This is a genomic window from Mycobacterium sp. NGS22 (assembly GCF_059813095.1).
Genome location: NZ_JCALDY010000039.1, coordinates 1 through 23,133, shown reverse-complemented (window position 1 = coordinate 23,133; position 23,133 = coordinate 1). Strand labels below are relative to the sequence as shown.

The window sequence follows — 23,133 nt, the reverse complement described above, 5'->3', positions numbered from 1 at the left end:
GGCTCCGATCGTTCAGTGCGGGGAAAGTCAACCGCTCTGACCCGGCAAACCGTTGTCGCCCGGGTTGCCGGCGGTGCCGTTGTTTCCCGGCGACTGCCCGGTGCCGAAGCTTCCGGCGGCGCCGCCGTTTACGCCGCCACCCCCGGCTCCGCCTGCGCCGCCGGTACCCGCGGCGCCGTTGCCGCCCAGTTCGCCGAAGAGGCCACCGGCGCCGCCGAGACCGACTGTGCCGGCGCCGCCACCTTTGCCGCCGTTACCACCGTCGCCGCCGTCGCCACCGTCACCGCCGGAGCCGCCATCGGTTGTTGTGCTGCCCGAGCTGGCCGAGGCGTTACCGCCGCTGCCGCCGGCTCCACCACGACCTCCGCTGCCGCCCACGCCTCCCGAGCCACCGCGGCCCGCGTCGCCGCCGATGCCGCCGTCACCGAACAGTCCACCGGTGCCGCCGTTGCCGCCCGTTCCGCCGACGCCGCCGGTGCCGCCCGTGCCGCCGGCTGCACCGTCGCCACCGTCGCCGCCCTGGCCGCCGACGACTTGGAAGGCATTGACCGCACCGGTGGCCTGCCCCCCGTTGCCGGCGGCGCCACCTAGACCGCCACCCGCGCCCGTGCCCCCGAGTCCGCCGGTACCCCCGGCGCCGCCGGCGCCGCCATTGCCGATCAGCATCCCGCCGTGACCGCCGTTGCCGCCGGCGCCGCCCGTGCCACCGGTGCCGCCGGACGCGCCCGCGGCGCCACCGCCACCGTTGCCGCCGAAGCCCGCGACGCCGGAACCGCCGCCGAACGCCGTGGCCCGCCCGCCGTCGCCGCCGCCGCCACCCGTACCCCCGGACGCCAACGCGTTGGTCCCGTTGCCACCGGTGCCGGCGCTGGCGAACGCACTGCCGCCGAGCGCAGTGCCGTTCCCGCCGGTTCCGCCGGCACCGCCGTTGCCGCCGGAGCCGCCGGCGCCGCCATTGCCTGCGGCTCCGGTGCCGGTGCCGTCGGCGATGACGCTGCCTCCGGTACCGCCGGTGCCTCCGGTGGCCCCCAGACCGCCGTCGGCGCCGTCGCCGCCGTTGAAGCCGAACGCACTGCCGGTGGTGCTGTCGAAGATGCTGTTGCCGGTGCTGCCGGTTGCGCCTTGCCCGGTGATGACTGGGTTGACACCATTTGCGCCGGCCAGGCCGGTACCGCCTTGACCGCCGGCGCCGCCGGCGCCGAAGAGTTTGGCACTGCCGCCATCACCGCCTCGCCCCGGCATGCCACCGCTGATGCCCGCCGTAGCGGCGCCGCCCGCTCCGCCGTTGCCGCCGTTGCCGTTCAACCACCCGCCGCTGCCACCCGCGCCGCCAGACTGGCCCGATCCACCCGCGCCGCCGGACCCGCCGTTACCGAACAACCCCGCGCTGCCGCCGTTGCCACCGGCCTGACCGGCGCCTCCTGAGCCACCGTTGCCGCCGTTGCCCCACAGCAGGCCACCGGCACCGCCGTTAGCTCCGCTTCCCGGGGCGCCGCTGGCACCGTCGCCGATCAATGGACGCCCCAGCAACAGCTGGGTAGGCGTATTCACCACATCCAGCAGAACCTGTCCGGCGTTGGTCGCTTCGGCGGACGCGTAGGCGCCGGCGCCCGCGTCGAGGAGCTGCACGAACTGGGAATGAAAGGCGGCGGCACGCGCGCTCAGCGCCTGATAGGTCTGACCGTGGCTGTCGAACAACGCGGCGATGGCTGCCGAGATTTCGTCCGCGGCCGCCGGCAGCACATCCGTCGTCGCGACCAGCGCTGCCGTGTTGGCCTCGGTGAGGAGGGAACCGATACTGGCGAAGTTCGTAGCCGCTGCCGAAACGAGTTCCGGCGTCGCAATCAGATATGACATGTGACCGTCCTCCGATCAGCTCAGGACGAATCGACTCCTACCCGGCAGGGAACGGACCCGTCGCCAGGCCACACTCTAGGTGCGTTGCCGCAGTCAGGACGCAGAATTTCCGAAGTGCCCGAAAGTCTCGGTAGGTCTTTGTCGAAGGACGCGCGACGGCGCTTCAGCCGGGGTCGCCGGAGCGCAACCTAGCTTTCTTCGGCCTCGGCTTCCCGTCGGCTGCGTTCCGCGGCGGCTCGGTCATCGGCCGCGGCCCGGCGGTGCATCTGCGCGCGTGCTTCGTGCGCGGAAGCGTCGCCGTGGCCGTGTGTGGCGGCGTGGTCGTGGACCTCGGCCGCCTGCTCGTGGACGTCGGCTGACTTGTCATGCCGAGCGGCCGCCGCCTGATGAGCCTCTTCGGCGCGCTGATGCGCCTCCTTGGCGCGGCGCATCTCCAGCGCCACATCGTCCGCGGTGACCGGCTGCCCTGCCTCGAGCCGCTCGCGCCGGCGAGCAAGCTCGGCAGCTCGTTGCGCTGCTCGCTCGCGAGCTCGATCTGACATACCTCAAGGCTAGGTCCTGCAAGCCGCGGCAGAGCGATCTTCAAGCGTCGGACTTCTACCAATGTGGTCGCGGTTGGCCGAACGGGGTTCTGGCGGCCCCTCATAGAAATGGGTGGAATGGGGTAACACCATCCGACGGTACTGACGAACGGGCGGGAATGTGAAGCGACTCAACGGCGTGGATGCCTTGATGCTGTACAGCGAGACACCCGAGATCCACATGCACACACTGAAGATCGGTGTGCTTGATATCTCGAAGTTCAAGGGAGACTTCAGCTTTGAGTTGTTCCGACGGATCGCCTATCCACGGTTGATGGCGTTGGAACCGTTGCGTTACCAGCTCGTGGACATCCCGCTGAAGCTGCACCACCCGATGTGGATCACCAACGACGACATCGACCTCGACTACCACCTGCGCCGCGCGCGCGTTGCCGCCCCCGGCGGCCGGCGCGAACTCGACCAGCTGATCGGGCACATCGCGACCATACCGCTGGACCGGTCTCGTCCCCTGTGGGAGATGTATGTCGCCGAGGGTCTCTCGGACGACCGGATCGCCATCATTCACAAGGTCCATCACGTACTGGCCGACGGCGTGGCCTCGGCCAACCAGATGGCCCTGGCCATGGCGAGCGAACACCCCGACGATCCGCACCCGGCCGGCACCACCTATCTGCCGACCCGCGGCAACCTGCTCAGCGCCGCCGCCCGCGACCATGTCGGACTGGTACGCAAACTGCCACGGCTGGTCAACGAGACGGCGACCGGAGTCGCCAAGGTGCGGCGCCGGGCCAGGGAACGGGGCGCGCACCCCGACCTCGCCCGCAATTTCGCCCCGCCGCAGAGTTTCATCAACCACCGGGTGACCCCGGGGCGCCGTTTTGCGACCGCGCCGTTGGCGCTCTCCGACGTCAAGGCGACCGCCAGGCACCTCGGCGTGACGCTCAACGACGTCGTGCTGGCCACGGTGGCCGGCACGCTGCGCCGGCTGCTGCTGCGTTACGACGCGCGGGCCGATGCCCCGTTGATCGCCGGTGTGCCGGTGAGTTACAGCACCTCCCCAGATCGGTTGGCGGGCAACGAGTTCACTTACATGACGCCGTCGCTGCCGGTACATGTCGAGGATCCGCTAGAGCGGGTGAAGTTGACCTCGGTGTCCACCAAGATCGCCAAAGAGAACCACCACCTGTTGGGCCCCACCGTGCTGCCGGCCTGGATGTCCTACCTGCCACCGTCGTTGGCGCCGAAGCTGTTTCGCACCCAGGCGCGACGTGTCGAGTCGGCAAGCGTAATGAATTTGACCGTTTCGAACGTGCCGGGCCCGCGGCAGCGGGGCGATGTCGAAGGAGCCACCGTCAGCGAGATCTATTCCGTGGGACCGATCGTCGCCGGCAGCGGCATGAACATCACGGTTTGGAGCTACGTCGACCAACTGGCAATCTCGGTGTTGACCGACGACGTAACCCTGGCCGACCCGCACGAGGCCACCGATGCGATGATCGAAGCGTTCGTTGACATACGGTGTGCGGCAGGTCTTTCCGCGGAACTCACGCCGGTTGACGCAGCTTTGCCGTTGGCCACCTCGACAGAGGCGGTCGGTTAGCCCACAGAGGAGGATCCGCATGAGCCCAGACGACATGTCGGAGGCGGCCCGCGCCGCTGGAGCTCCCATCGAGAAGGCGGTCGCGCTCTTCATGCTGCATCCGGAGACATTCGCCGAAAGCATCGCGGCCGGCTACGAGAACCCGCTGGCCGGATATGTCGCCGGTCGCGGCGGCGTGCTGGGTGAGACCGATGGCCAGACGGTCGCTTCGGCGTTCGCGGTGTTCGAGCCCGCCTCGCTTTCGGCGTTGTGGGACGAAGGTGTCGCGGTGCGCGGCGCTTCCGGTGCGGCCGAACGCTACTGGGACCAGGTCGCCGATTTCGCGCGACGGCACTTGACCGGCGTCGAGGGGATGGACCGCGTGGCCGAACTGGGGGAGAAGATCATCGCCGCGACGCCGGCCGCCGGCCTGCCACTGTATGACGGCTGGCGCACCATGCCGCTGGCCGACGACGCGCCCGCCCGCGCGCTGCAGGTGATGTTCGTCCTGCGCGAACTTCGCGCGGGCGTGCATTTCGACGCTCTCAGCGACTCGGGCATCAGTCCGGTCGAAGCCCACATGCTCAACAAGGGTCACCAATACACCACGATGTTCGGTTGGCCGGAGCCGTTCGCCGACGGCGCGGACAAGAGGGACCGCTACGCCGACGTCGAGCGCGCGACCAATCGGCGGATGGCCGAGATCTTCGCGGCGGCCCTCGATCGGGACGAGGCCGAAGAACTGGCGAGGTTCAGCGCCGCGGCTCTGACGGCACTGCAGCCCGACGCCCGTTGAGGGTGTTCGGTTTGCGCGTCGGGGTGATTCGGCTGCTGGTGGCGGCTCTGGCCGGAGCCGCGGCTGCGGTGCTGGTGCATGTGTTGGCTGGCTGGCGGTATGCGCCCAGCGTCGGGTGGATCACCGCGGCGTCCATCTTCCTGGTCTGGACGTGGATTGTCGTCTTGCCGATGGACGCCGACGCGACGCGGGACCGGGTGGAGCCTGAGGATCCGCCGCGCGGGTGGTTCACCGACGCCATCATCTTGGCGGCCAGTGTCGCGAGCCTGGGCGGCGTGGGACTTCTGCTGGTCGCGGGCTCCAAAGCCGGCGTGGAGAAGGACATCGCCGCCGCGGTCGGCGTGGTCAGCATCGCCGCCGCGTGGTGCGTGGTGCACACCGTATTCAGCATGCGCTATGCCGACATCTACTACTCGAACGACGGTCGCGGCATCAATTTCAACGGCAACGAAAGCCCGCGGTTCCTGGACTTCTTCTACATCGGGTTCACCATCGGCATGACCTATCAGGTGTCCGACACGAGCTTGGAGACAACGCAGCTGCGTCGTATCGCGCTGTGCCAGGCGTTGCTTTCCTATGTCTTCGGCGCGGTCATCCTGGCGGTTACCATCAATCTCGTTGTCGCACTGAGCAACTCGTGAAAGGAATGGCAACTCGTGAAAGGAATGCCGATGGCCGAAGCCGACCGGCAAGAGCGCCGCAGGGCCGTCGTCATCGAGCACATGCAGAGCGAGAACTCCCAGGAGTGGGACCGGACGATGGCGACGTTCAGTCACCCCCGCTACGAGTTGCCCGGTGGGACGGTGTTCGACGGTGCCGACGAGGTGATGCGCTACTGGATCGAGGGCCGCTCGATGGTGCCCGATCAACGCAACGAACTCATCGACCTCGTCCCTCTCGACGACGATCACGTCCTGATCGAGTTCTGGTTGCGCGGCACACCAGTCGCGACGGGCGAACCGTTCGAGGTCCGGCTGTGGGCTGTTTTCGGTTTCGACGAGGCGGACCTGATCACCGGCGAACGGGTCTACGTGAGTTGTCCTCCGGCAGATAGTCGTTAGGCTCGATTCATGCCTTCTGAGGATCTCGAATCACGCGTCACCGCTCTCGAACACGAGGTCCGCGGCCTGGCTTCCCGGGTCAGGGCCAGTGAGCAGGACGCGGCGGCGGCTAGGGTGCTCGCCGGAGCGGCCGATCGGGACGTCAGTGAGTTCCGCGAAGAATTGCGTGGCGTTCGCGGCGAGCTCAGCGAATTCCAGGGCGAGGTTCGGCGCGAGTTCCGCGACTTCCGCCAAGCCACCGCGGCGAGCTTCAACGCGCTCCGCGAGGATTTCGTCGACCTGCGCACCCACGTCGACGGGCGGTTCGCCGAGATGGACCGCGGCTTCGCCGAGATGCGCGGCAAGTTGGACGGGGCCGCTGCCGGACAGCAGCAGATCGTTGAGTTGCTGAAAGCGCTCAGCCCCGAACAGGGCGACCACTGAGCCAGATGTTTTCGCCCCTCCGGTGACGGGAACGCGAACGTGTGCCGAGTCCCGAGGAGCCGCGCGTGTCCGCTGACGTGACGGGTCCGATCCGCAGTCTCATCCCCGCCCGCATCGACCGGTTGCCGTGGTCGCCGTTCCATACCCGGCTGGTGGTGGCGCTCGGCGTGGCGTGGGTCCTGGACGGACTGACGATCACGGTCGCCAGCGCGGTGGCCGAAACGCTCACCGAGCCCGAGACGCTGCATCTGTCGTCGGCGGCTGTCGGCCTGCTGGCCACCGTGTATCTGGGCGGGGAGGTGTTCGGTGCGTTGTTGTTCGGGCATCTGTCCGACAAGCTGGGCCGACGCAATCTGTTCACCGTCACGCTGGGTGTCTATCTGTTCGGCAGCGCGTTGACAGCGTTCACCCTGGGCAACAACTTCGGCTGGTTGCTCTTCCTGTACGTCACCCGATTCATCGCCGGAATGGGCATCGGCGGGGAGTACGCCGCCATCAACTCCGCAATAGACGAACTGATCCCGGCCCGCTTCCGCGGCCGTGTCGACATCGCGGTCAACGGCACCTACTGGGCCGGCGCGATCCTGGGCACGCTGGGCACCTTCGTCTTCCTCAAGGCCATCAACCTCAGCCTGGGCTGGCGGCTCGCATTCCTGATCGGCCCGGTGTTGGCCGCGGTCATCGTGTATGTCCGGCGGCATCTGCCGGAGAGCCCGCGATGGCAGGTGATGAACGGCCGGGCCGAAGAGGCCGAACGCACCATCACCTTCATCGAGCACGCCATCCAAGCCACCGGCGCCAAACTGCCCCCGGTCGATGAAACGAAGGCGATCGAGTTGTTGCCCGCCCAGAAGATCGGCTACCTGACCCTGACGCGGGTGTTGTTCCGCGTCTACCCCAGCCGCGCCGTGCTGAGCGCCACGCTGATGATCAGTCAGTCGTTCCTCTACAACGCCATCTTCTTCACCTTCACGTTGGTACTGGGCAAGTTCTACGACGTCCCGGCGGCGTCGACCCCGCTCTACCTCATCGCGTTCGCCGTCGGAAACCTGTTGGGACCGTTGACTCTCGGGCACTTCTTCGACACCATCGGCCGCCGCAAGATGATCACCGGCACCTACGTGCTGTCCGGCCTGCTGCTGGCGGTCAGCGCCGTCCTCTTCCAAGCCGGGGTGCTGAACAGTCTCACCCAGACCATCGCCTGGTGCGTCATCTTCTTCGTCGCCTCACCCGGGGCGAGTGCGGGCTACCTGACCGTCAGCGAGATCTTCCCGCTCGAGGTCCGGGCAAAGGCAATCGCGGTGTTCTTCGCCATCGCGCAGTGCTTCGGTGCCCTCGGACCGGTTATCTACGGCGCGCTGATCGGCGACGGCTCCAAGCCGATGCCGTTGTTCGTGGGCTATCTGCTGGGCGCGGGGGTGATGATCGCCGGGGGGTTGGTCGCCTGGTTCCTGGCCGTCGACGCCGAAGGGAAGTCACTGGAAGACATCGCCACCCCACTGGCTGCGGCCAAGGAGTGAGGTGTATGTATGTTTTCGACTGCATTGAGCAGCCAGTGCACGTTTGCTACCGATAATGTCAGCTTGGGGTCGGCCAGAGCTCGAGAGGGATGTCAGTGGTCTTCCGTGCAGACCAGGAGATCGGACGAGATCTAGCTGCCGTCGACTGGTCGTCCACCCCGCTGGGCCCGATCGACGAATGGCCGCAGAGCCTGCGAACCGCGATCAATATCCTTCTCTCATCGCAGTTTTCGATGTGGATGGCCTGGGGTCCGGAGCTCACGTTCTTCTGCAACGCTGCATATCGGCGCGACACCCTGGGGCGCAAGTACCCCTGGGCGCTGGGCCGGCCCGCCAGCGAGGTGTGGGCCGAGATCTGGCCGGACATCAGCCCCCGGGTCGACCGCGTGCTGTCGAACGGCGAGTCGACCTGGGACGAGGCGTTGATGCTGATCCTGGAGCGGTCGGGCTATCCCGAGGAGACGTATCACACCTTCTCCTACAGTCCGCTGCGCGACGACGCGGCCAGCGTGGTCGGCATGCTGTGCGTGGTCAGCGAGGACACCGGGCGGGTCATCGCGCAACGTCGCATGGCGACGATGCGCGACCTGGGCTCTGATCCCAGCGTCGTTCGCACCGAGCGGCAGATGCTCGACTTCGCCGCCGAGCAACTCGGCCGCAATCCGTACGACCTCCCGTTCACCCTGACCTACCTGTTCGGCGCCAACGGTGACGCGCACCTGGCCAGCCTCAGCGGGATCACCGATGGGCACCCGGCGGCACCCCAGACCGTGCCTCGTTCGGGCCCTTCGTTGTGGCCGGTGGAAAACGTGACGCGGGGCGAATCTGAGCTGGTCGAGCTCGACGGCGCCGCGCTGAACCTGCCGACCGGCGCCTGGCGCGGGCCGCCCACCCATGCCCTGGTGGTGCCGCTGCTGCAACAGGGCGGCGCACCCGTTGGTTTCCTGGTGGCCGCGCTGAACCGGCACCGCGAACTCGACGACGGTTACCGCGGCTTCGTCGAACTGGTCGCCGGGTATATCGCCGCAGGTGTGGCCAGCGCCCGCAGCTACCAGGTCCAGCAACAGCGCGCCGAGGCGCTCGCCGAACTCGACCGCGCCAAGACCACGTTCTTTTCCAACATCAGCCACGAGTTCCGCACTCCGCTCACGCTGATCCTCGGACCGGTCGAGGAGCTGAGCAGCCGGCCGGCCGGGGTCGACGAGTACGCGCGCCAAGAACTGGAGTTGGTGCACCGCAACGGTCTGCGGCTGGCCAAACTGGTCAACACGCTGCTGGACTTCTCGCGGATCGAGGCCGGCCGGATGCGGGCCCGCTTCGAACCGGTCGACCTCGCCGCCGCCACCGCCGAACTGGCCAGCGTGTTCCGCTCGGCGATCGACCAGGCCGGCCTGACGTTCATCGTGGACTGCCCGCCGCTCGACGAACCGGTGTACGTGGACCGCGAAATGTGGGAGAAGGTGGTACTCAACCTGCTCTCCAACGCGCTGAAGTTCACCTTCGACGGTTCGATCACCGTCCGGGTGACCGCCTCGGAGGGTCAGGCGGTGGTGACGGTCACCGACACCGGGGTTGGGGTGTCCGCCGCGGAGATGCCCAGGCTCTTCGAACGCTTCCACCGGATCGAGACGGCTCGCGCACGGTCCACCGAGGGCAGCGGTATCGGGCTTGCCCTGGTCAAAGAACTGGTCGGCTTGCACGGTGGCACCATCACCGCCGACAGCGAGCAAGGCGCCGGCACCACGTTCAGCGTGCGGCTCCCGTTCGGTGCGAGCCATCTGCCCACCGACGAGCTGGCCGCGCCGGCGGACGCAACCCCGACGGGTGGCGCGATCGCGGCGCCGTTCGTGCAGGAAGCGTTGCGCTGGCTGCCCGGCCCGGCCACGGAAACGACTTCTGCGCCGGTGGAAACCGTCCGGGCACACGTGTTGGTGGCCGACGACAACGCCGACATGCGCGAATATCTCGCGAACGTGCTGGGGGCCGCGGGCTACGAAGTCAGTGCCGTCAGCGACGGGCAGCGGGCCCTGGAAGCCATTCGCGCCCGCCTTCCGGACCTGGTGATCAGCGACGTGATGATGCCAGGGTTGGACGGCTTGCAGCTGCTGGCCGCCCTGCGCCGCGATCCGCGCACCGCGGCGTTGCCGGTACTGCTGCTGTCCGCGCGTGCGGGTCAGGAAGCCTCCGTCGAGGGGTTGACGGCCGGCGCGGACGATTACCTGTTCAAACCGTTCGTCGCGGCCGACCTGCTGGCCCGGGTGCGTGCCAACGTCGAGCTGGCACGCCTGCGCAGCCACCACGCCCGCTGGCGCACCGCGTTGGTCGACTCGCTGCAGGAAGCGTTCTTCGTCTGCGACGAGCGCGGTGTCATCATCGAGATCAACGCGGCGTTCGCTGAAATCCTGGGCTACGGCCAAGAAAACCTGCCCTACGAACCGACCTACCCGTGGTGGCCGGATGCCGAGACCGACCCCGAATCCCACCGGCAGGCCCAGGCCGCGTTCGCCGCGCTGCTGAGTCAGTCGCACGGCGCCTTCACCATTCCGGTGGTTCACCGCGACGGGCATCGGCTCTGGGTCGCGGTCAGCTTCAACCACGCCGCCGATCCCGACTCCGGGCGGCGGGTCACCGTGGGCACCCTGCGCGACGTGACGGCCGAGCATTACATCGTGCAGCGTCAGACCGCGCTGGCCGCGCTCAATCAGCAACTGGCGCAAGCCGATACGTTGGACGAGGCATTGCGCGGCGCCGCCGAGGAACTGCGCCGGGTGTGGCGTGCCCGGCGAGTCCTGGCGGTGACGTTCGCCAGCGACGCACCTCGGGGACGGGCGCCGGACCTGGTCTGCGCCGGCGAGCCGACCAAGTGGGCCGACCTGCCCGCACAGCGGCGGCGACAGATCGAGTCGCTGCGCACCGCAGACCTGCTCACCACCGTCACCGAGGAAGCGGGCACCGCGGCTATCGCGCTGCAGCAACCGCGAGGTGTACTGGTCATCTGGGTTCAGCTGGATGAGAAGCGGGCCTTCACCCCCGCAGATCACACTCTGCTGACCGTGTTGGCGGGCCGGCTCGGGCAAGGTCTGCAGCGCGTGTACCAGTTGGACGAACAACGCGAAACCGCAGTGGCGCTGCAGCACGCGATGCTGGGTCCGTCGCACCTGCCCGGCGGCATCGCCGTCCGGTACCACCCGGCCAGCCGTCCGCTTCAAGTCGGCGGCGACTGGTACGACGTCGTCGACCTCGGTGACGGGCGCGTCGCCCTGATCGTCGGTGACTGTGTCGGGCACGGGTTGGCGGCCGCCACCGTGATGGGTCAGTTGCGCAGCGCGTGTCGCGCGTTGTTGCTCGAACAATCAAGTCCCAGTGCGGCTTTGGCGGGCTTGGACCGCTTCGCCGCGCAGCTGCCCGGCGCCCGCTGCACCACCGCGTTCTGCGCGGTGCTCACGCTCGACACCGGTGAGCTGGTGTACGCCAACGCAGGTCACCCGCCGCCGATCATGGTGCACGCCGACGGCACCAAAGTGCTGTTGGACGGCGAGCACGGACTTCCGCTGGCGCTGCGGCCGAAGTGGCTGCGGCCCGAAACCCGGGTCACGATGCCGCCGCGTGCGACGCTGTTGCTCTACACCGACGGGTTGGTGGAACGCCGCGGCACGTCGCTCGACGATGGGATGTCCCGGGCCGCCGATCTCGTTCAGGACGGCCGCTCGCAGGAACTCGACGAGGTGGCCGACCATCTGATGTCCAGCCTCGAGCCGGCGGGCGGCTACCCCGACGATGTCGCGATGCTGCTGTATCGTCAACCCGCCCCGCTGGCAATGGAATTCAGCGCCGACGCCGGACATCTCGCCGGCAGCCGGGCCGCGCTGCGCAGTTGGCTGACCCAGGCGGGTGTCGAACCCCATCAGATCCAGGACGTGCTGATCGCCACCGGCGAAGCCGTCGCCAACGCGATCGAGCACGGTCACCGCGACCGGCCGGAGGGCACCGTCTCGCTGCATGCGACCGCAGTCGTGGACCGGCTGCGGGTGACCGTCACCGACAGCGGTGTCTGGAAGACGCCGACGACGGTAGCCGGGATGAGTCGCGGTCGCGGCATCTCCCTGATGCGAGTCCTGATGGAGGACTTCAAGATTCAGTCCAGCGAAGCGGGCACGACAGTTCACCTGTACTCGAGGATCACGTAATGGCTACACCCCTGCGCCTCAACACCGATCGCTGCACCGACGGGACTCCGCGGGTGACAGCCACCGGAGAGATCGATCTCAGCAACATCGTGGTGTTCAAGCGCGCACTCGTGGCCGCCAACGGCGGAACCCGCGGGCCGATCACCATCGATCTCAGTGCGGTCAAGTACGTCGACAGTGCGGGTATCAACGCCTTGTTCGATCACGCCGACGAGGTCGACGACTTGCGGGTCATCGTCCATCCGCTACTTGTCCGGGTCCTCACCGTCAGCGGTTTCAGCAAGATCGCGACGGTCGAGCCGGCGTCCCGGGACGGGCATCACTAGCGGTCCCAGACCGGGCGAATTCCGGTGCCGGACCGCCGAGTTGACGACCCGATTTCGCTCAGTGTGACTTTTACGGTTACCCCCGCGGAAGCGCGCCCTGGAGGGTGTGCCCGAGTTCGGGTGTCACGAAGCTGAATTCGTTCCGCCCGGTTCCGAGGACGTCATGTTCCGCAGCGTGCCGCCGCGGCCCAAGTTGCGGCCGCCACCAGTGCTTTTGCCGCCGGGCCCCGGTGTTTCGGAAGCCCTTGTGCCCAGCCGCGGGTGTCGCGCCGGGTGCTACCCGCTGACCTCGACCTGCCCGGTCCGCGACGACGAGGTGACCTGCCCTGCTGCCGCACCGCGTTGCCGCGCCGTTACGGGTTGCGGGACGGGCGCACTCGCGACATGCCCACACGCACCAGCTTTGTTATTTTTCGCCCATGCACGCGGCAGCCGACGGTATCGAGCGCCATCTCACCGTGCTGTGTTGTCGCTGACCCATCCCCGCGCGAGGTGTGGTGTCGGTCCAGATGATTCGCCGCACCTTCCCGACACGAATCCCGAACTGGAAGGGCACCAATGTTTCCCGGCACCGGCAGCGTTTCCCGCTGGCGGCAGGTCGTCGGCCTCACGTTCGTCGCCGGCGTCGTCGTGGCCTGTGGTGGCGGTGCCAGCGACGCCGTGGACGGTGGCTCGATCGTCGAGGCGAACACCAGCATCACCCTGGTGGCCTACTCGGTGCCCGAACCCGGTTGGAGTGCGGTGATACCGGCGTTCAACGCCTCCGAGGAAGGCCGGGGAGTGCAGGTCATCACTTCCTACGGCGCCTCCGGCGACCAGTCCCGGGGTGTCGTCGCGGGCAAGCCCGCCGACATCGTGAATTTCTCGGTGCAACCGGACATCACGCGGTTGGTGAAGGCCGGCAAAGTGGCCCCGGACTGGGACACCGAAGCCGGCAAAGGCATACCGTTCGGCTCGGTGGTGACCTTGGTGGTGCGCAGGGGCAACCCGAAGCACATCAGAGACTGGGACGACCTGCTGCGTCCGGGCGTGGAGGTCATCACCCCGAGCCCGATGAGTTCCGGCTCGGCGAAGTGGAATCTGCTTGCGCCCTATGCCGTCAAGAGCGGCGGGGGCCGCAACGCCCAAGCGGGCGTCGACTTCATCGGGAAGCTGGTGCGTGAACATGTCAGGCTCCGGCCCGGATCGGCACGGATCGCCACCGACGTGTTCATCGAGGGCAGCGGCGACGTGCTGATCAGCTACGAGAACGAGGCCATCGCGGCGGAACGGCAGGGACATCCGGTCGAGCACATCAACCCCGCGCAGACGTTCAAGATCGAGAACCCGGTGGCCGTGGTGACCAGCAGCCCCCGCGTGCAGGCCGCGACCATGTTCAAGAATTTCCAGTACACCGCAGTGGCGCAACGGTTGTGGGCCCAGGCCGGATTCCGGCCGGTCGATCCCGCGGTCGCCGCCGACTTCCGCGACCAGTTCCCGGTGCCGGTGAAGATGTGGACCGTCGCCGACCTGGGCGGCTGGGTCAGTGTCGATCCGCAACTGTTCGACCGGCACACCGGCCAGATCACCAAGCTCTATCTGCAGGCCACCGGATGACCGCCGCAGTCAGTCCCGACCCCGTCTCGCTCCAACTCAACCGGCCCGAGGACGACGCACCGGCACCGACGGTCGCCATCCCGAAACCGCCCGGCGGTACGGCACTTCGCGTCGGTGTGGTGACGCTGTGGCTGTCGCTCATCGTGCTGCTGCCGCTGGCGGCGATCGCCTGGCAGGCCGCCGGCGGCGGCTGGGAACGGTTCTGGCTGGCGGTCACCGCGCATGCCGCGCTGGAGTCGTTCAAGGTGACGCTGATCATCTCGGTAGTCGTGACCGTCGTCGACGTGGTGTTCGGTGTGCTGATCGCCTGGATGCTGGTGCGTGACGACTTCGCGTGGAAAGGCTTCCTGGACGCCATCATTGACCTGCCGTTCGCACTGCCGACCATCGTCACCAGCCTGGTGATGCTGGCGTTGTACGGTCCCAGCAGCCCGGTGGGCCTGCACCTGCAACACACCCCGCCCGGCGTGGCGATGGCGCTGGCGTTCGTGACGTTCCCGTTCGTGGTGCGTGCCGTGCAACCGGTGCTGCGCGAAGTCGACCGGGAGGTCGAAGAGGCCGCGGCGTCGTTGGGGGCCAGTGGCCGAAGGGTTTTCACGACGATCGTGTTGCCGTCGCTGCTACCTGCCGTGTTGTCCGGCGGGGGACTGGCATTCGCGCGGTGCATCGGCGAGTTCGGTTCGGTGGTGACCATCGGCGGCGCCGTCCCAGGCAAGACCGAGGTGTCGTCGCAGTGGATACGCTCGCTGATCGAGAATGACGACCGCACCTCCGCCGCCGCGATTTCGATTGTGTTGCTGACGATTTCGTTCATAGCGTTGATGGGTCTGCGGTGGATCAGCGGACGGGTGTCCAAGCGTCATCAGGACTCCGCGTGAAGACGTCGAACTGGGTTCGTCACCTGATCCGCTACGTCGCGTCGGGCTACATCGTGGTGATGCTCGTTGTGCCGGTGTCGCTGATCCTGTACCGCACCTTCCGGCCCGGCTTCCACCAGTTCTATGCCTGGATCACCACCCCGGCGGCGATCTCGGCTCTACAGTTGACGCTGCTGGTGTTGGCAATCGTGGTGCCGCTGAACGTGATTTTCGGGGTGCCGACGGCAATCCTGTTGGCGCGCGACCGTTTCCGCGATAAGAGTGTGGTGCAGTCGGTCATCGACCTTCCGTTCGCGGTCTCGCCGATCATCGTGGGCGTGGCCATCATCTCGGCCTGGGGATCGGCCGGGGCGCTCGGCTTCATCGAACGAGACTTCGGGATCAAAGTCGTATTCAGCGTTCCCGGCATCGTGCTGGCGACGATCTTCGTGACGCTGCCGTTCATCGTGCGCGAGGTCCAGTTGGTGCTCAGCGAGTTGGGCACCGAACAGGAGCAGGCGGCCGCGACCCTGGGTTCGACTTGGTGGCAGACATTTTGGCGGATCACCCTGCCCTCCATCCGGTGGGGTCTGACCTACGGGGTGGTGCTGACCACCGCCCGGGTGCTCGGCGAATTCGGCGGCGTGGTGATGGTGTCGTCCAATCTGCCGGGCAGCACGCAGACCCTCACGCTGCTGGTCAACGACCGTTACAACCGCGGGCATGTGTACGGCGCCTACGCGTTGTCGTCGCTGATGCTGTCGGTGGCGATCATCTTCCTGATCGTCAAGGGGATCATGCTGCTGCGTCGGAAACGGGCCAACCAGTTAGCCTGAGCCGCTATGGGCAGGCAACACGTGGTGGTGGTCGGCGGCGGTCTCGCGGGATTGGCGACCACGGTGTGGCTGGCCGAACTCGGTTACGCGGTCACCCTGTTGGAGAGCAACGGCTCGCTGGGCGGTCGCACCATCGGACTGACATCGGGCCGCGGGGATGCGATCGAGAACGGCCAGCACGTGCTGGCGGGCTCGTATGACTGCGTCTTCCGCTACCTGGATTCCGTCGGTACCCGGCACCTCCTGGAATTCCCCGACGAGTTCGGGGTGCGGTATCCCGGCGGGCACGTCGAGACGTTCGGTCTGCGGCCGCGCAATGCGCGCCAGATGTTCCTCGGCCGGGTCCGGGGTCTGGGGATCCCCACCCTGCTGCGCACCGCCCCGGCCTGGGCCCGGTTGGTGCGCGACGTCGTCCGGTTCGACGACACCCTGGACGACATCACTGTCGACGAGTGGCTCGACCGCCTCGGCTTCCCGACCGCGGTACGCCGAATCGTCCTCAATTCCATGGTGATCGGCCTGCTCAACGAACTGCCCCGGCTCGCGTCGGCGCACGCGTTCGCGGCCTTGCTGCGCACCGGCGCCGACCGGGTGCGCCGCAGTGGGCGCGGGGCGGCGCGCATCGGCTACCCGACCGTCGACCTGGACACGCTGTACCTCGAGGGCGCACGGCGGGTCATGACCGAACGCCGGGTGGATGTGCGGTTGCGTACCCGGGCGGCGTCGGTCGTGGTGAGCGACGGCCGCGCCTGCGGTGTCCGACTGGCCGACGGCAACACAGTCGACGCCGATGCGGTAGTCCTGGCGGTCCCGTCGTGGAACCTGCGCGCGCTGCTGGACGACGTGCCGGGCTCCGAGGACGCCCGGCTGGCGGCCAAACAGCTCGAGCCGATCCCGATCATGAACGCCTACGTGTTGCTCGACCGTCCGTTGCGGACCGTCGCGCCGTGGGAGTCGTTGCTGGACAGCGACATCGGTTGGGTCTTCGACCGCGACCGCATGCACGGACCGCGTGCAGACGGCAACCATCTGTACGCGTTGACCACCTGCGCGGCCTACGATCTGATGCCGCTGAAGAATCGGGAGGTCGCCGACCGGCTCGTCGAAGCGCTGCGCGCCAGTTATCCCGCCGCCCGCGACGCCAAGGTGCTCGACGTCACCGTGGTGCCCTGGCCCAAGGCCACCTTCTCCTCGCGCGTCGGCATGTCCACGATCCGGCCGGGCAACCGCACGGCCCTGCCCAACCTCGCGCTGGCGGGTGACTGGACTCACAACGACTGGCCGACCACGATGGAAGGCGCGGCCCAGAGCGCTTCCCGCGCAGTCGATCTCATTCACCAGGCGCTGACGTCTGGGAGTTGAGCGCAACCGGGCCGCGGCGGTGTGACATTCTGGCCTGATGGCACAACTGCGGGGACGACGGGTCGCCATCACCGGTGGAGCGCAAGGCATCGGCCGCGCGATCGGTGAGGCGTTGGTCGCTGCCGGCGCCAAGGTGGCGCTCGGCGACGTGCAGGAAGCAGTCGTCAAGCAGACGGCGACCGAATTGGGCGCGGCGGCAACGGGTTACCCCCTCGACGTGATGGACGAGGCGAGCTTCGAAACGTTTCTGGATCAGGCGAGCCAGGACCTGGGCGGGCTCGACGTGTTGGTCAACAACGCGGGCATCATGCCGATCGGACCGTTCCTGGAGGAAAGCGCGGGCGTCACCCGGCGCACCATCGAGATCGACGTCCTGGGTGTCATGACCGGAACCCGGCTGGCGGGTGCCCGTTTCGCCCAGCGCGGTTCGGGACACATCGTCAACATCGCGTCGGTGATGGGCACGCTGGCGTCGCCGAATGCGGCCACCTACTGCGCCGCCAAGTATGCGGTGGTCGGATTCAGCGAGGCGCTGCGACAGGAGTGGCGCGGCAGCGGGGTCAGGATCTCGGCGATCTGTCCCGGTTTCGTGCGCACCGAGCTGATCGCGGGAATGTCCGCGCCCGGCCCGCTGGAACGGTTCCTCGTCGTCGATCCCGAGGACGTCGCGACCGCCGTCGTCGCCGAACTCGGCAAGGGCACGTCGCGAACGGTGTTCGTCCCCAAGCTGGTCGGTCTGGTCTCGCGCGGAACCGCCTCGCTGCCCACCGCCGTCGTCGACACGGCGTTCCGGCTGTCCGGCGGCAACAAGGTCACCTCCCAACTGGATCGCGAGAAGCGCGCCGCCTATCAAGCCAAGGTCGAAGGCCGAGGGAATCAGGAGCAGGCATGAGCCGTATCGAATTGACCGGACTGCGCGGTGTGCCCGAGACCGCGCTGAGCGAGGCGCTGGTGGCAACCCTGCCCGGCAACGAGGCGCCCGCGCCGTGGGAATGTCACTGCTCGGCGTTGCTGTGGGTGGGTCGCGGCGGTCGCGCCGCGCGCGCGGCCCTGCCGCCTGGGTTGGCCGGTAGTCCCGCGCTGGCCACGGTGGGCGCGTTCGTCCGCTACACCGACACCCCGGTCGGCGCCTACGACGAGGTGCTCGGCATGGTCGCCTCCCGCACCGGCCTGCGGCCGTGGGGAAATGTGGCATTCATGTCGGTGGATTCCCAGAGCAGCCTGGTCGGCGGCCGCACCAACTGGGCGATGCCCAAGACGCTGGCGCGCTTCACCGGCGAACTGGCCGACGGCCACCTCATCACCGGCCAGAGCAGCGACGACCCGACCTGGTCGGTCAGTGCGAAGCCGCGGGTCAAGGGGCCGGGGATACCGCTGAAACTCAAGACCACCGCGCGCCAGCAGTTCGCCGACGGGCGCGTGGGGGATTCGGAGCTGGTCTTCGCAGGCCGGGTTCGGCCCGCCCTGGTGACCGTCGGCGTCTCCTCGTCGGGACCGCTGCCGACCTGGCTGCGTCCCGGGTTGCACGTGGGCATCTACATCGACAAGGCCACCTTCACGCTGAGCCAGCCCCGGTTTTCCAGCTAGCCCCTCCGCCGCGAGCAGACAGAGAATCGCACTGATTCGTCGCCAGGCGTGCGACTCTGCGTCTGCTCGCGCCACCGGCTAAGCGCCACGGGCTAAGCGCCACCGGGCTAATCGACCTCGCCGTACTCGTCGAACCAGTGCGCGAGTTTGCCGCGCCGGCTGACCGCGCGCAGCCGCGCCTCGGCCGCCGCCCGGGTCTTGCTGGTGGTCACGATCAGCAGTTCGTCGCCGGCCGCGATGCGGGTGTCGGGTTCCGGCACGAAGGTGTGGCCGTTGCGAATGATCAGCGTGATCACCGCCGGGTCGGGCAGGCGTAGTTCCAGGATGGTGACGTTGTGCAGGCGCGACGGCCGTTGCACCGTCATCGTCAGCAGTTCGGCGTCGAGCATGTCCAGCGGTGCGGCCTCGACCTGGATCTCGCGCGTCGCCTCGCGGGATATCAGGCCCAAGATGCGGGCAATCGGACGCAGACTCGGGCCCTGGATCAAGGTGAACACCACGACCAGGATGAACACGACGTTGAGCAGCCGCTGACTGCCCGCCACGCCGGCCACGATCGGGAACGTCGCCAACACGATCGGGACGGCGCCGCGCAGCCCGGCCCAGGACAGGAAGACCTGATCCCGCCAGGGAATCCGGAACCAGACCAGCGAACCCACCACCGACATCGGCCGCGCCACCAGCAGCAGCACCGAGCCGACGACGATCGCCGGCACCACGTCCCTGGGCAGTTCGCTTGGGTCCACCAGCAGCCCGAGCAGCACGAACAGCCCGATCTGGGCCAGCCAGCCGACCCCTTCGGCGAAGGAACGGGTCGCCGAACGGTGCGGTAGTCCGGAGTTCGCCAACACCACCGCGGCCAGATACGCGGCGATGAACCCGCTGGCGTGGGCGTCGCCGGCGGCGGCGAAGGCGACCAGTCCCAGCCCGAAGGTGGCGATCGGGTACAGCCCCGAGGCAGGCAACGCGATGCGACGCAACCCGAGCGCACCCAGATAACCGACGATCAGCCCGATCGCCGATCCGCCCAGCAGTTCGTAGATCAGGTGGGTGGCCGCGCCCTCGGGGTGGAACACAAAAGGCACCACGCTGAACATCAGGACGAGGATCACACCCGGCGCGTCGTTGAACCCCGACTCGGCCTCGAGCAGGCCGGCAAGTCGCCGCGGCAGCGGCAGCACCCGCAGCACCGAGAACACCGCCGCGGCGTCGGTGGACGACACGATGGCGCCCAGCAGCAACGCAAGCTGCCAGCCGATGTCCAGCAGCAGGTGAGCACCTACCGCGGTCACCAGCGTGCTGATCACCACACCGAGGGTGGCCAACGTGGCCGCGGGTGCCAGCACCTTGCGGATGTCACCGAACTTGGTGGTCAGACCGCCTTCCACCAGGATCACCGCCAGCGCCGCGGTGCCCACGTTGCGCGCCAGCACGACGTTGTCGAACTGCAGTCCGAGGCCGTCCTCGCCGATCGCGACGCCGACCAGCAGGTACAGCAGCAGGCTGGGAAACCCCACCACGGTCGCCACCCGGGTACCGACGATGCTGGCCAGCAGCACCAGGCCACCAAGCGACAAAGTCAGGTACAGCTGTTCCAGGCTCATTCTTTCCCGTTCATCACGACCGCCGCTTACCGCGGTTGGTACGACGAGGGTGCCGATGCGGCGCCTGTCAGTAAATCAGTCCGGGCCGGTTCGTCGCTCGCCCCACAGTGGGAAGTGCCCGAGCTCTCGGCATACGCAAAGATGATTGTGTGACGACACGTAAGTTGCGGATCGGGATTGCCGGGGCCGGCAATGTCGGGCGCTCGGTCGCACATGAGTTGCTCGAGGGCGGACACAAGGTGTTGCTGATCGAACGGCAACGCCGCAATTTCGAGCCGCACAAGGTTCCCGGCGCGGACTGGCTGTACGCCGACGCGTGCGAGATGTCGTCTCTGGAAGAGGCCGGGGTCCAGACCTGCGACGTGGTGATCGCCGCGACCGGCGATGACAAGGCCAACCTGGTGGTGGGTCTGCTGGCCAAGTCTGAGTTCGGGGTGCCCAGGGTGGTGGCTCGGATCAACGACGTCCGCAACGAATGGCTGTTCGGCCAGGCGTGGGGGATCGACGTCGCGGTCTCGACGCCGGGCGCCATGGTCGCCGGTATCGAGGGCGCCATCGACGTCGGCCACCTGGTGCGGTTGATGGGATTGCGCGAGGGCCGGACCGCCCTGACCAAGTTGACGCTGCCCGCCGACAACCCGACCGTGGGCGAGCGCGTTGACGATTTGGATCTGCCGCACAACACCGCGCTGGTCACCATGGTCCGCGGTGACAAGGTCATCGCGCCCGGGCCGGACGATGTGCTCGAGGCCGGCGACGAACTGCTGTTCATCGCCGACAACGCCCGCGAACGTGCGTTGTGGGCCGCGGTCAACAGAATCAAGCCCTCACCCCGGATGCCGATGCGCCACGACGCGTGGTGAGCTGATCGGATGTCGGTTGCGCTACTCCGCGAAATGTTCGAGCGGATGGTGGTCGCCAAGAACGGTGAGCTGATCGAGCGGTACTACCACCCCGAATTCGTGATGTTCTCGGACGGCCTGACGCAGGACTTCACCGAGTTCCGGGACAGCCACCGCACGCTGTATCGGACCGACATCAGTTACGCCGTCGAGTACGACGAGCAGGCCTGGGTGGAGGCCCACGAAGCGGAGGGGACCAAGGTGGCCGGTCGGGTGTGGATCACGACGTCGCGCCCCGGGGAAGCGCCCACCCGGATCGAGGTCGTGCTCATCGCCGCCTACCGCGACGGTCGCCTGCACCGGGTCTGGGAGACCACCTGGCCCAGCTGGCGCGACGTCGCGGCACTGGAAGGGTACTGAGCATTTGACGGACGCAGAGCCCATCGCGATTCGCCGGTTGCTCGACGAGATCGGCCTGGCCTCGATCTTCGACGTGCACACCCATTTCATGCCGAAGCGGGTACTCGACAAGGTGTGGGCCTATTTCGACCGGGCCGGTCCGCTGGTCGGCCGGCCGTGGCCGGTCGCCTACCGGCTCGACGAACAGGCGCGGGTGGCGATGCTGCGGGAGTTCGGCGTGTCCACCTTCACGTCGCTGGTGTATCCGCACAAGCCGGACATGGCCGAGTGGCTCAATGCCTGGTCGGCCGAATTCGCTTCTGAGACAAACGATTGCCTGCACACGGCAACGTTCTATCCGGAACCGGCGGCTGCGGCGTACGTGACCCGCGCCATCGCCGACGGGGCCCGGCTGTTCAAGGCGCACGTGCAGGTCGGTGATTATTCGCCGACGGACCCGATGCTGGAACCGGTCTGGGCGGCGTTGGAGCAAGCCGGTGTGCCCACCGTCATCCATGCCGGATCCGGCCCGGCGCCAGGCACTTTCACCGGACCGCGGCCGGTGGCCGAGGTGCTGGCCCGCCACCCGTCGCTGAAGTTGATCGTCGCCCACATGGGCATGCCCGAATACCGCGAATTTTTGAACCTGGCCCGGCAATATCGCGGTGTCTATCTCGATACGACGATGGTGTTCACCGACTTCACCGAGCAGCTGCATCCTTTCCCGCGCGGGGACCTGCCGCTGCTGGAAGAGCTGGGCGACAAGGTGCTGTTCGGCAGCGACTACCCGAACATCCCTTACCCCTACCACCACGCCGTCGACTCGGTCGTCCGGCTGGGACTGGGTGACCGTTGGTGCCGAAACGTGCTGTATCAAAACGCATCTGAGCTTTTCGCTTGAGTCAGCCCAGCCGGCGCATCAATTCGGCGGCCGCGTGCCGTCCGCTCTGCAGCGCTCCGTGCACGGTGCCGGGATTGTCCACGCCGACGGCTTCACTTGCCAGGTAGAGCCGGTCGCTGACGGGTTCCTGCAGTCGGCGCCGGTCGTCGAGCCCGGAGCCGGGGGCGTGGTAGGAGTAGGACCCCAGCGCGTAGGGATCGCGGGTCCAGGCCGAAGAGCGCACCTCGGTGACGTCGGTACCGAACAGTGCGCGCACCACGGTCGACGCCCCGGCCAGCAGGTCGGCGGGTGCGGCTGGTCGGGATCGGCGGCGTACTCGTCGGCGATTTCGGTGGTCAGGTAGTAGGTCAGCGCGGCGCGCTGCGGGCGGGAGAGTCCGCCGGCCGCGGCGTCGACGGCCGCGCCGAGGCTGCCACCGTCGACGTCGTCGCGGGCGTCGGCCACCAGGGAACGCCACGTCTTGGCGTCGTAGGCCATCGGCTGCAGACGGGGATCGATCGCCAACTTCACCGGGCGGTCGTAGTCGGTCGGGACGACCTCGGCGTGGACCTGGCGGGCCAGTTCGAGCAGCGGATTGTTCGTCGTCCCGTGGATCCAGGAGGCGCCGGTCTCCAGCGGCACACCCCAGTCGCGGTTGGTGTCGACCCGTCCGCCGATCCGGTGGCGGGCCTCGATCACCCGCACCGGCCAGCCCGCGTCCTGCAGGCTGCGCGCCGCGGCCAGTCCGGCCATCCCGGCCCCGACGACCAGCACCTTTTGGCGGTCCTGGGGCGCGTGGGTCTGCCGCGACGACGGACCCGGTGCGCAGCCCGCCGACACCCCGGCTGCCAGCGCCGTTGCCGCCAGAAACCCCCGACT

21 protein-coding genes and 1 pseudogene are annotated in these 23,133 nt (G+C 68.0%); 17 read left to right on the top strand and 5 right to left on the bottom strand.

The window, feature by feature from the left end; translation table 11 throughout:
• Positions 1-27: 27 nt before the first annotated feature.
• Complete coding sequence (locus tag AC5Y47_RS23625) at positions 28-1,857, bottom strand: PE family protein (RefSeq protein ID WP_499946671.1); 1,830 nt, start codon at positions 1,855-1,857, stop codon at positions 28-30.
• Positions 1,858-2,045: 188 nt separating this feature from the next.
• Positions 2,046-2,399 (bottom strand): hypothetical protein, encoded by a 354-nt coding sequence (locus AC5Y47_RS23620; RefSeq protein ID WP_499946670.1) that lies wholly within the window; start codon positions 2,397-2,399, stop codon positions 2,046-2,048.
• Positions 2,400-2,559: 160 nt separating this feature from the next.
• Between AC5Y47_RS23620 and AC5Y47_RS23615 the strand changes: the two genes are divergently transcribed.
• The 14 genes from AC5Y47_RS23615 to AC5Y47_RS23550 all read left to right on the top strand — a co-directional run bounded on the left by AC5Y47_RS23615 (position 2,560) and on the right by AC5Y47_RS23550 (position 18,529).
• On the top strand, positions 2,560-3,999 hold the full coding sequence (locus tag AC5Y47_RS23615; protein WP_499946669.1) for a WS/DGAT/MGAT family O-acyltransferase: 1,440 nt from the start codon (positions 2,560-2,562) through the stop codon (positions 3,997-3,999).
• Between the two features lie 19 nt (positions 4,000-4,018).
• Complete coding sequence (locus AC5Y47_RS23610; protein ID WP_499946668.1) at positions 4,019-4,774, top strand: SCO6745 family protein; 756 nt, start codon at positions 4,019-4,021, stop codon at positions 4,772-4,774.
• 2 nt (positions 4,775-4,776) lie between these two features.
• Complete coding sequence (locus AC5Y47_RS23605) at positions 4,777-5,415, top strand: DUF1345 domain-containing protein (RefSeq protein ID WP_499946667.1); 639 nt, start codon at positions 4,777-4,779, stop codon at positions 5,413-5,415.
• Positions 5,416-5,445: 30 nt separating this feature from the next.
• Complete coding sequence (locus AC5Y47_RS23600) at positions 5,446-5,835, top strand: nuclear transport factor 2 family protein (protein WP_499946666.1); 390 nt, start codon at positions 5,446-5,448, stop codon at positions 5,833-5,835.
• Positions 5,836-5,844: 9 nt separating this feature from the next.
• Positions 5,845-6,258, top strand: coding sequence for a hypothetical protein (locus AC5Y47_RS23595; protein ID WP_499946665.1), 414 nt, complete (start codon positions 5,845-5,847; stop codon positions 6,256-6,258).
• Between the two features lie 65 nt (positions 6,259-6,323).
• Complete coding sequence (locus AC5Y47_RS23590; RefSeq protein ID WP_499946664.1) at positions 6,324-7,778, top strand: MFS transporter; 1,455 nt, start codon at positions 6,324-6,326, stop codon at positions 7,776-7,778.
• An 89-nt stretch (positions 7,779-7,867) separates the two neighbouring features.
• The gene (locus AC5Y47_RS23585) at positions 7,868-11,965 is read left to right on the top strand and encodes a SpoIIE family protein phosphatase (protein WP_499946663.1); all 4,098 of its coding nucleotides are present in this window, start codon (positions 7,868-7,870) and stop codon (positions 11,963-11,965) included.
• Positions 11,965-12,291 carry an STAS domain-containing protein gene (locus tag AC5Y47_RS23580; RefSeq protein ID WP_499946662.1) on the top strand — a complete coding sequence of 109 codons (327 nt, stop codon included), beginning with the start codon at positions 11,965-11,967 and terminating at the stop codon, positions 12,289-12,291. Before AC5Y47_RS23585 ends, AC5Y47_RS23580 begins: the two co-directional genes overlap by 1 nt.
• Positions 12,292-12,849: 558 nt before the next feature.
• Positions 12,850-13,887, top strand: a complete 1,038-nt coding sequence (locus tag AC5Y47_RS23575; protein WP_499946661.1) for an extracellular solute-binding protein — start codon at positions 12,850-12,852, stop codon at positions 13,885-13,887.
• Positions 13,884-14,765 carry a sulfate ABC transporter permease subunit CysT gene (cysT, locus tag AC5Y47_RS23570; RefSeq protein ID WP_499946660.1) on the top strand — a complete coding sequence of 294 codons (882 nt, stop codon included), beginning with the start codon at positions 13,884-13,886 and terminating at the stop codon, positions 14,763-14,765. The genes AC5Y47_RS23575 and cysT overlap by 4 nt, the downstream gene beginning before the upstream one ends.
• Entirely contained in the window at positions 14,762-15,580 is an 819-nt protein-coding gene (gene cysW / locus AC5Y47_RS23565; RefSeq protein WP_499946659.1) for a sulfate ABC transporter permease subunit CysW, read from the top strand. The genes cysT and cysW overlap by 4 nt, the downstream gene beginning before the upstream one ends.
• A 6-nt stretch (positions 15,581-15,586) precedes the next feature.
• Complete coding sequence (gene hpnE, locus AC5Y47_RS23560; protein ID WP_499946658.1) at positions 15,587-16,942, top strand: hydroxysqualene dehydroxylase HpnE; 1,356 nt, start codon at positions 15,587-15,589, stop codon at positions 16,940-16,942.
• A gap of 37 nt (positions 16,943-16,979) precedes the next feature.
• Complete coding sequence (locus AC5Y47_RS23555; protein WP_499946657.1) at positions 16,980-17,834, top strand: SDR family oxidoreductase; 855 nt, start codon at positions 16,980-16,982, stop codon at positions 17,832-17,834.
• The gene (locus AC5Y47_RS23550; protein ID WP_499946656.1) at positions 17,831-18,529 is read left to right on the top strand and encodes an acetoacetate decarboxylase family protein; all 699 of its coding nucleotides are present in this window, start codon (positions 17,831-17,833) and stop codon (positions 18,527-18,529) included. Before AC5Y47_RS23555 ends, AC5Y47_RS23550 begins: the two co-directional genes overlap by 4 nt.
• Before the next feature lie 107 nt (positions 18,530-18,636).
• Here the strand turns inward: AC5Y47_RS23550 and AC5Y47_RS23545 are convergent, their stop codons facing one another.
• Positions 18,637-20,133, bottom strand: coding sequence for a potassium/proton antiporter (locus AC5Y47_RS23545; RefSeq protein ID WP_499946655.1), 1,497 nt, complete (start codon positions 20,131-20,133; stop codon positions 18,637-18,639).
• Between the two features lie 164 nt (positions 20,134-20,297).
• On the opposite strand from AC5Y47_RS23545, the gene AC5Y47_RS23540 reads away from it, so the two are divergent.
• Genes AC5Y47_RS23540 through AC5Y47_RS23530 form a run of 3 tightly spaced genes read left to right on the top strand, consistent with a single transcriptional unit; the run spans position 20,298 to position 22,275 of the window.
• Positions 20,298-20,996, top strand: a complete 699-nt coding sequence (locus AC5Y47_RS23540) for a potassium channel family protein (RefSeq protein WP_499946684.1) — start codon at positions 20,298-20,300, stop codon at positions 20,994-20,996.
• Between the two features lie 9 nt (positions 20,997-21,005).
• Complete coding sequence (locus AC5Y47_RS23535; protein ID WP_499946654.1) at positions 21,006-21,395, top strand: nuclear transport factor 2 family protein; 390 nt, start codon at positions 21,006-21,008, stop codon at positions 21,393-21,395.
• 4 nt (positions 21,396-21,399) lie between these two features.
• Positions 21,400-22,275, top strand: coding sequence for an amidohydrolase family protein (locus AC5Y47_RS23530; protein WP_499946653.1), 876 nt, complete (start codon positions 21,400-21,402; stop codon positions 22,273-22,275).
• A gap of 1 nt (position 22,276) precedes the next feature.
• On the opposite strand, the gene AC5Y47_RS23525 is transcribed toward AC5Y47_RS23530, so the two are convergent.
• Together AC5Y47_RS23525 and AC5Y47_RS23520 are read right to left on the bottom strand one after the other, a co-directional pair.
• On the bottom strand, positions 22,277-22,531 hold the full coding sequence (locus tag AC5Y47_RS23525) for an FAD-dependent oxidoreductase (RefSeq protein ID WP_499946683.1): 255 nt from the start codon (positions 22,529-22,531) through the stop codon (positions 22,277-22,279).
• Between the two features lie 329 nt (positions 22,532-22,860).
• Positions 22,861-23,007: pseudogene (locus AC5Y47_RS23520) on the bottom strand (FAD-dependent oxidoreductase); the annotation flags it as partial.
• Positions 23,008-23,133: the final 126 nt, after the last annotated feature.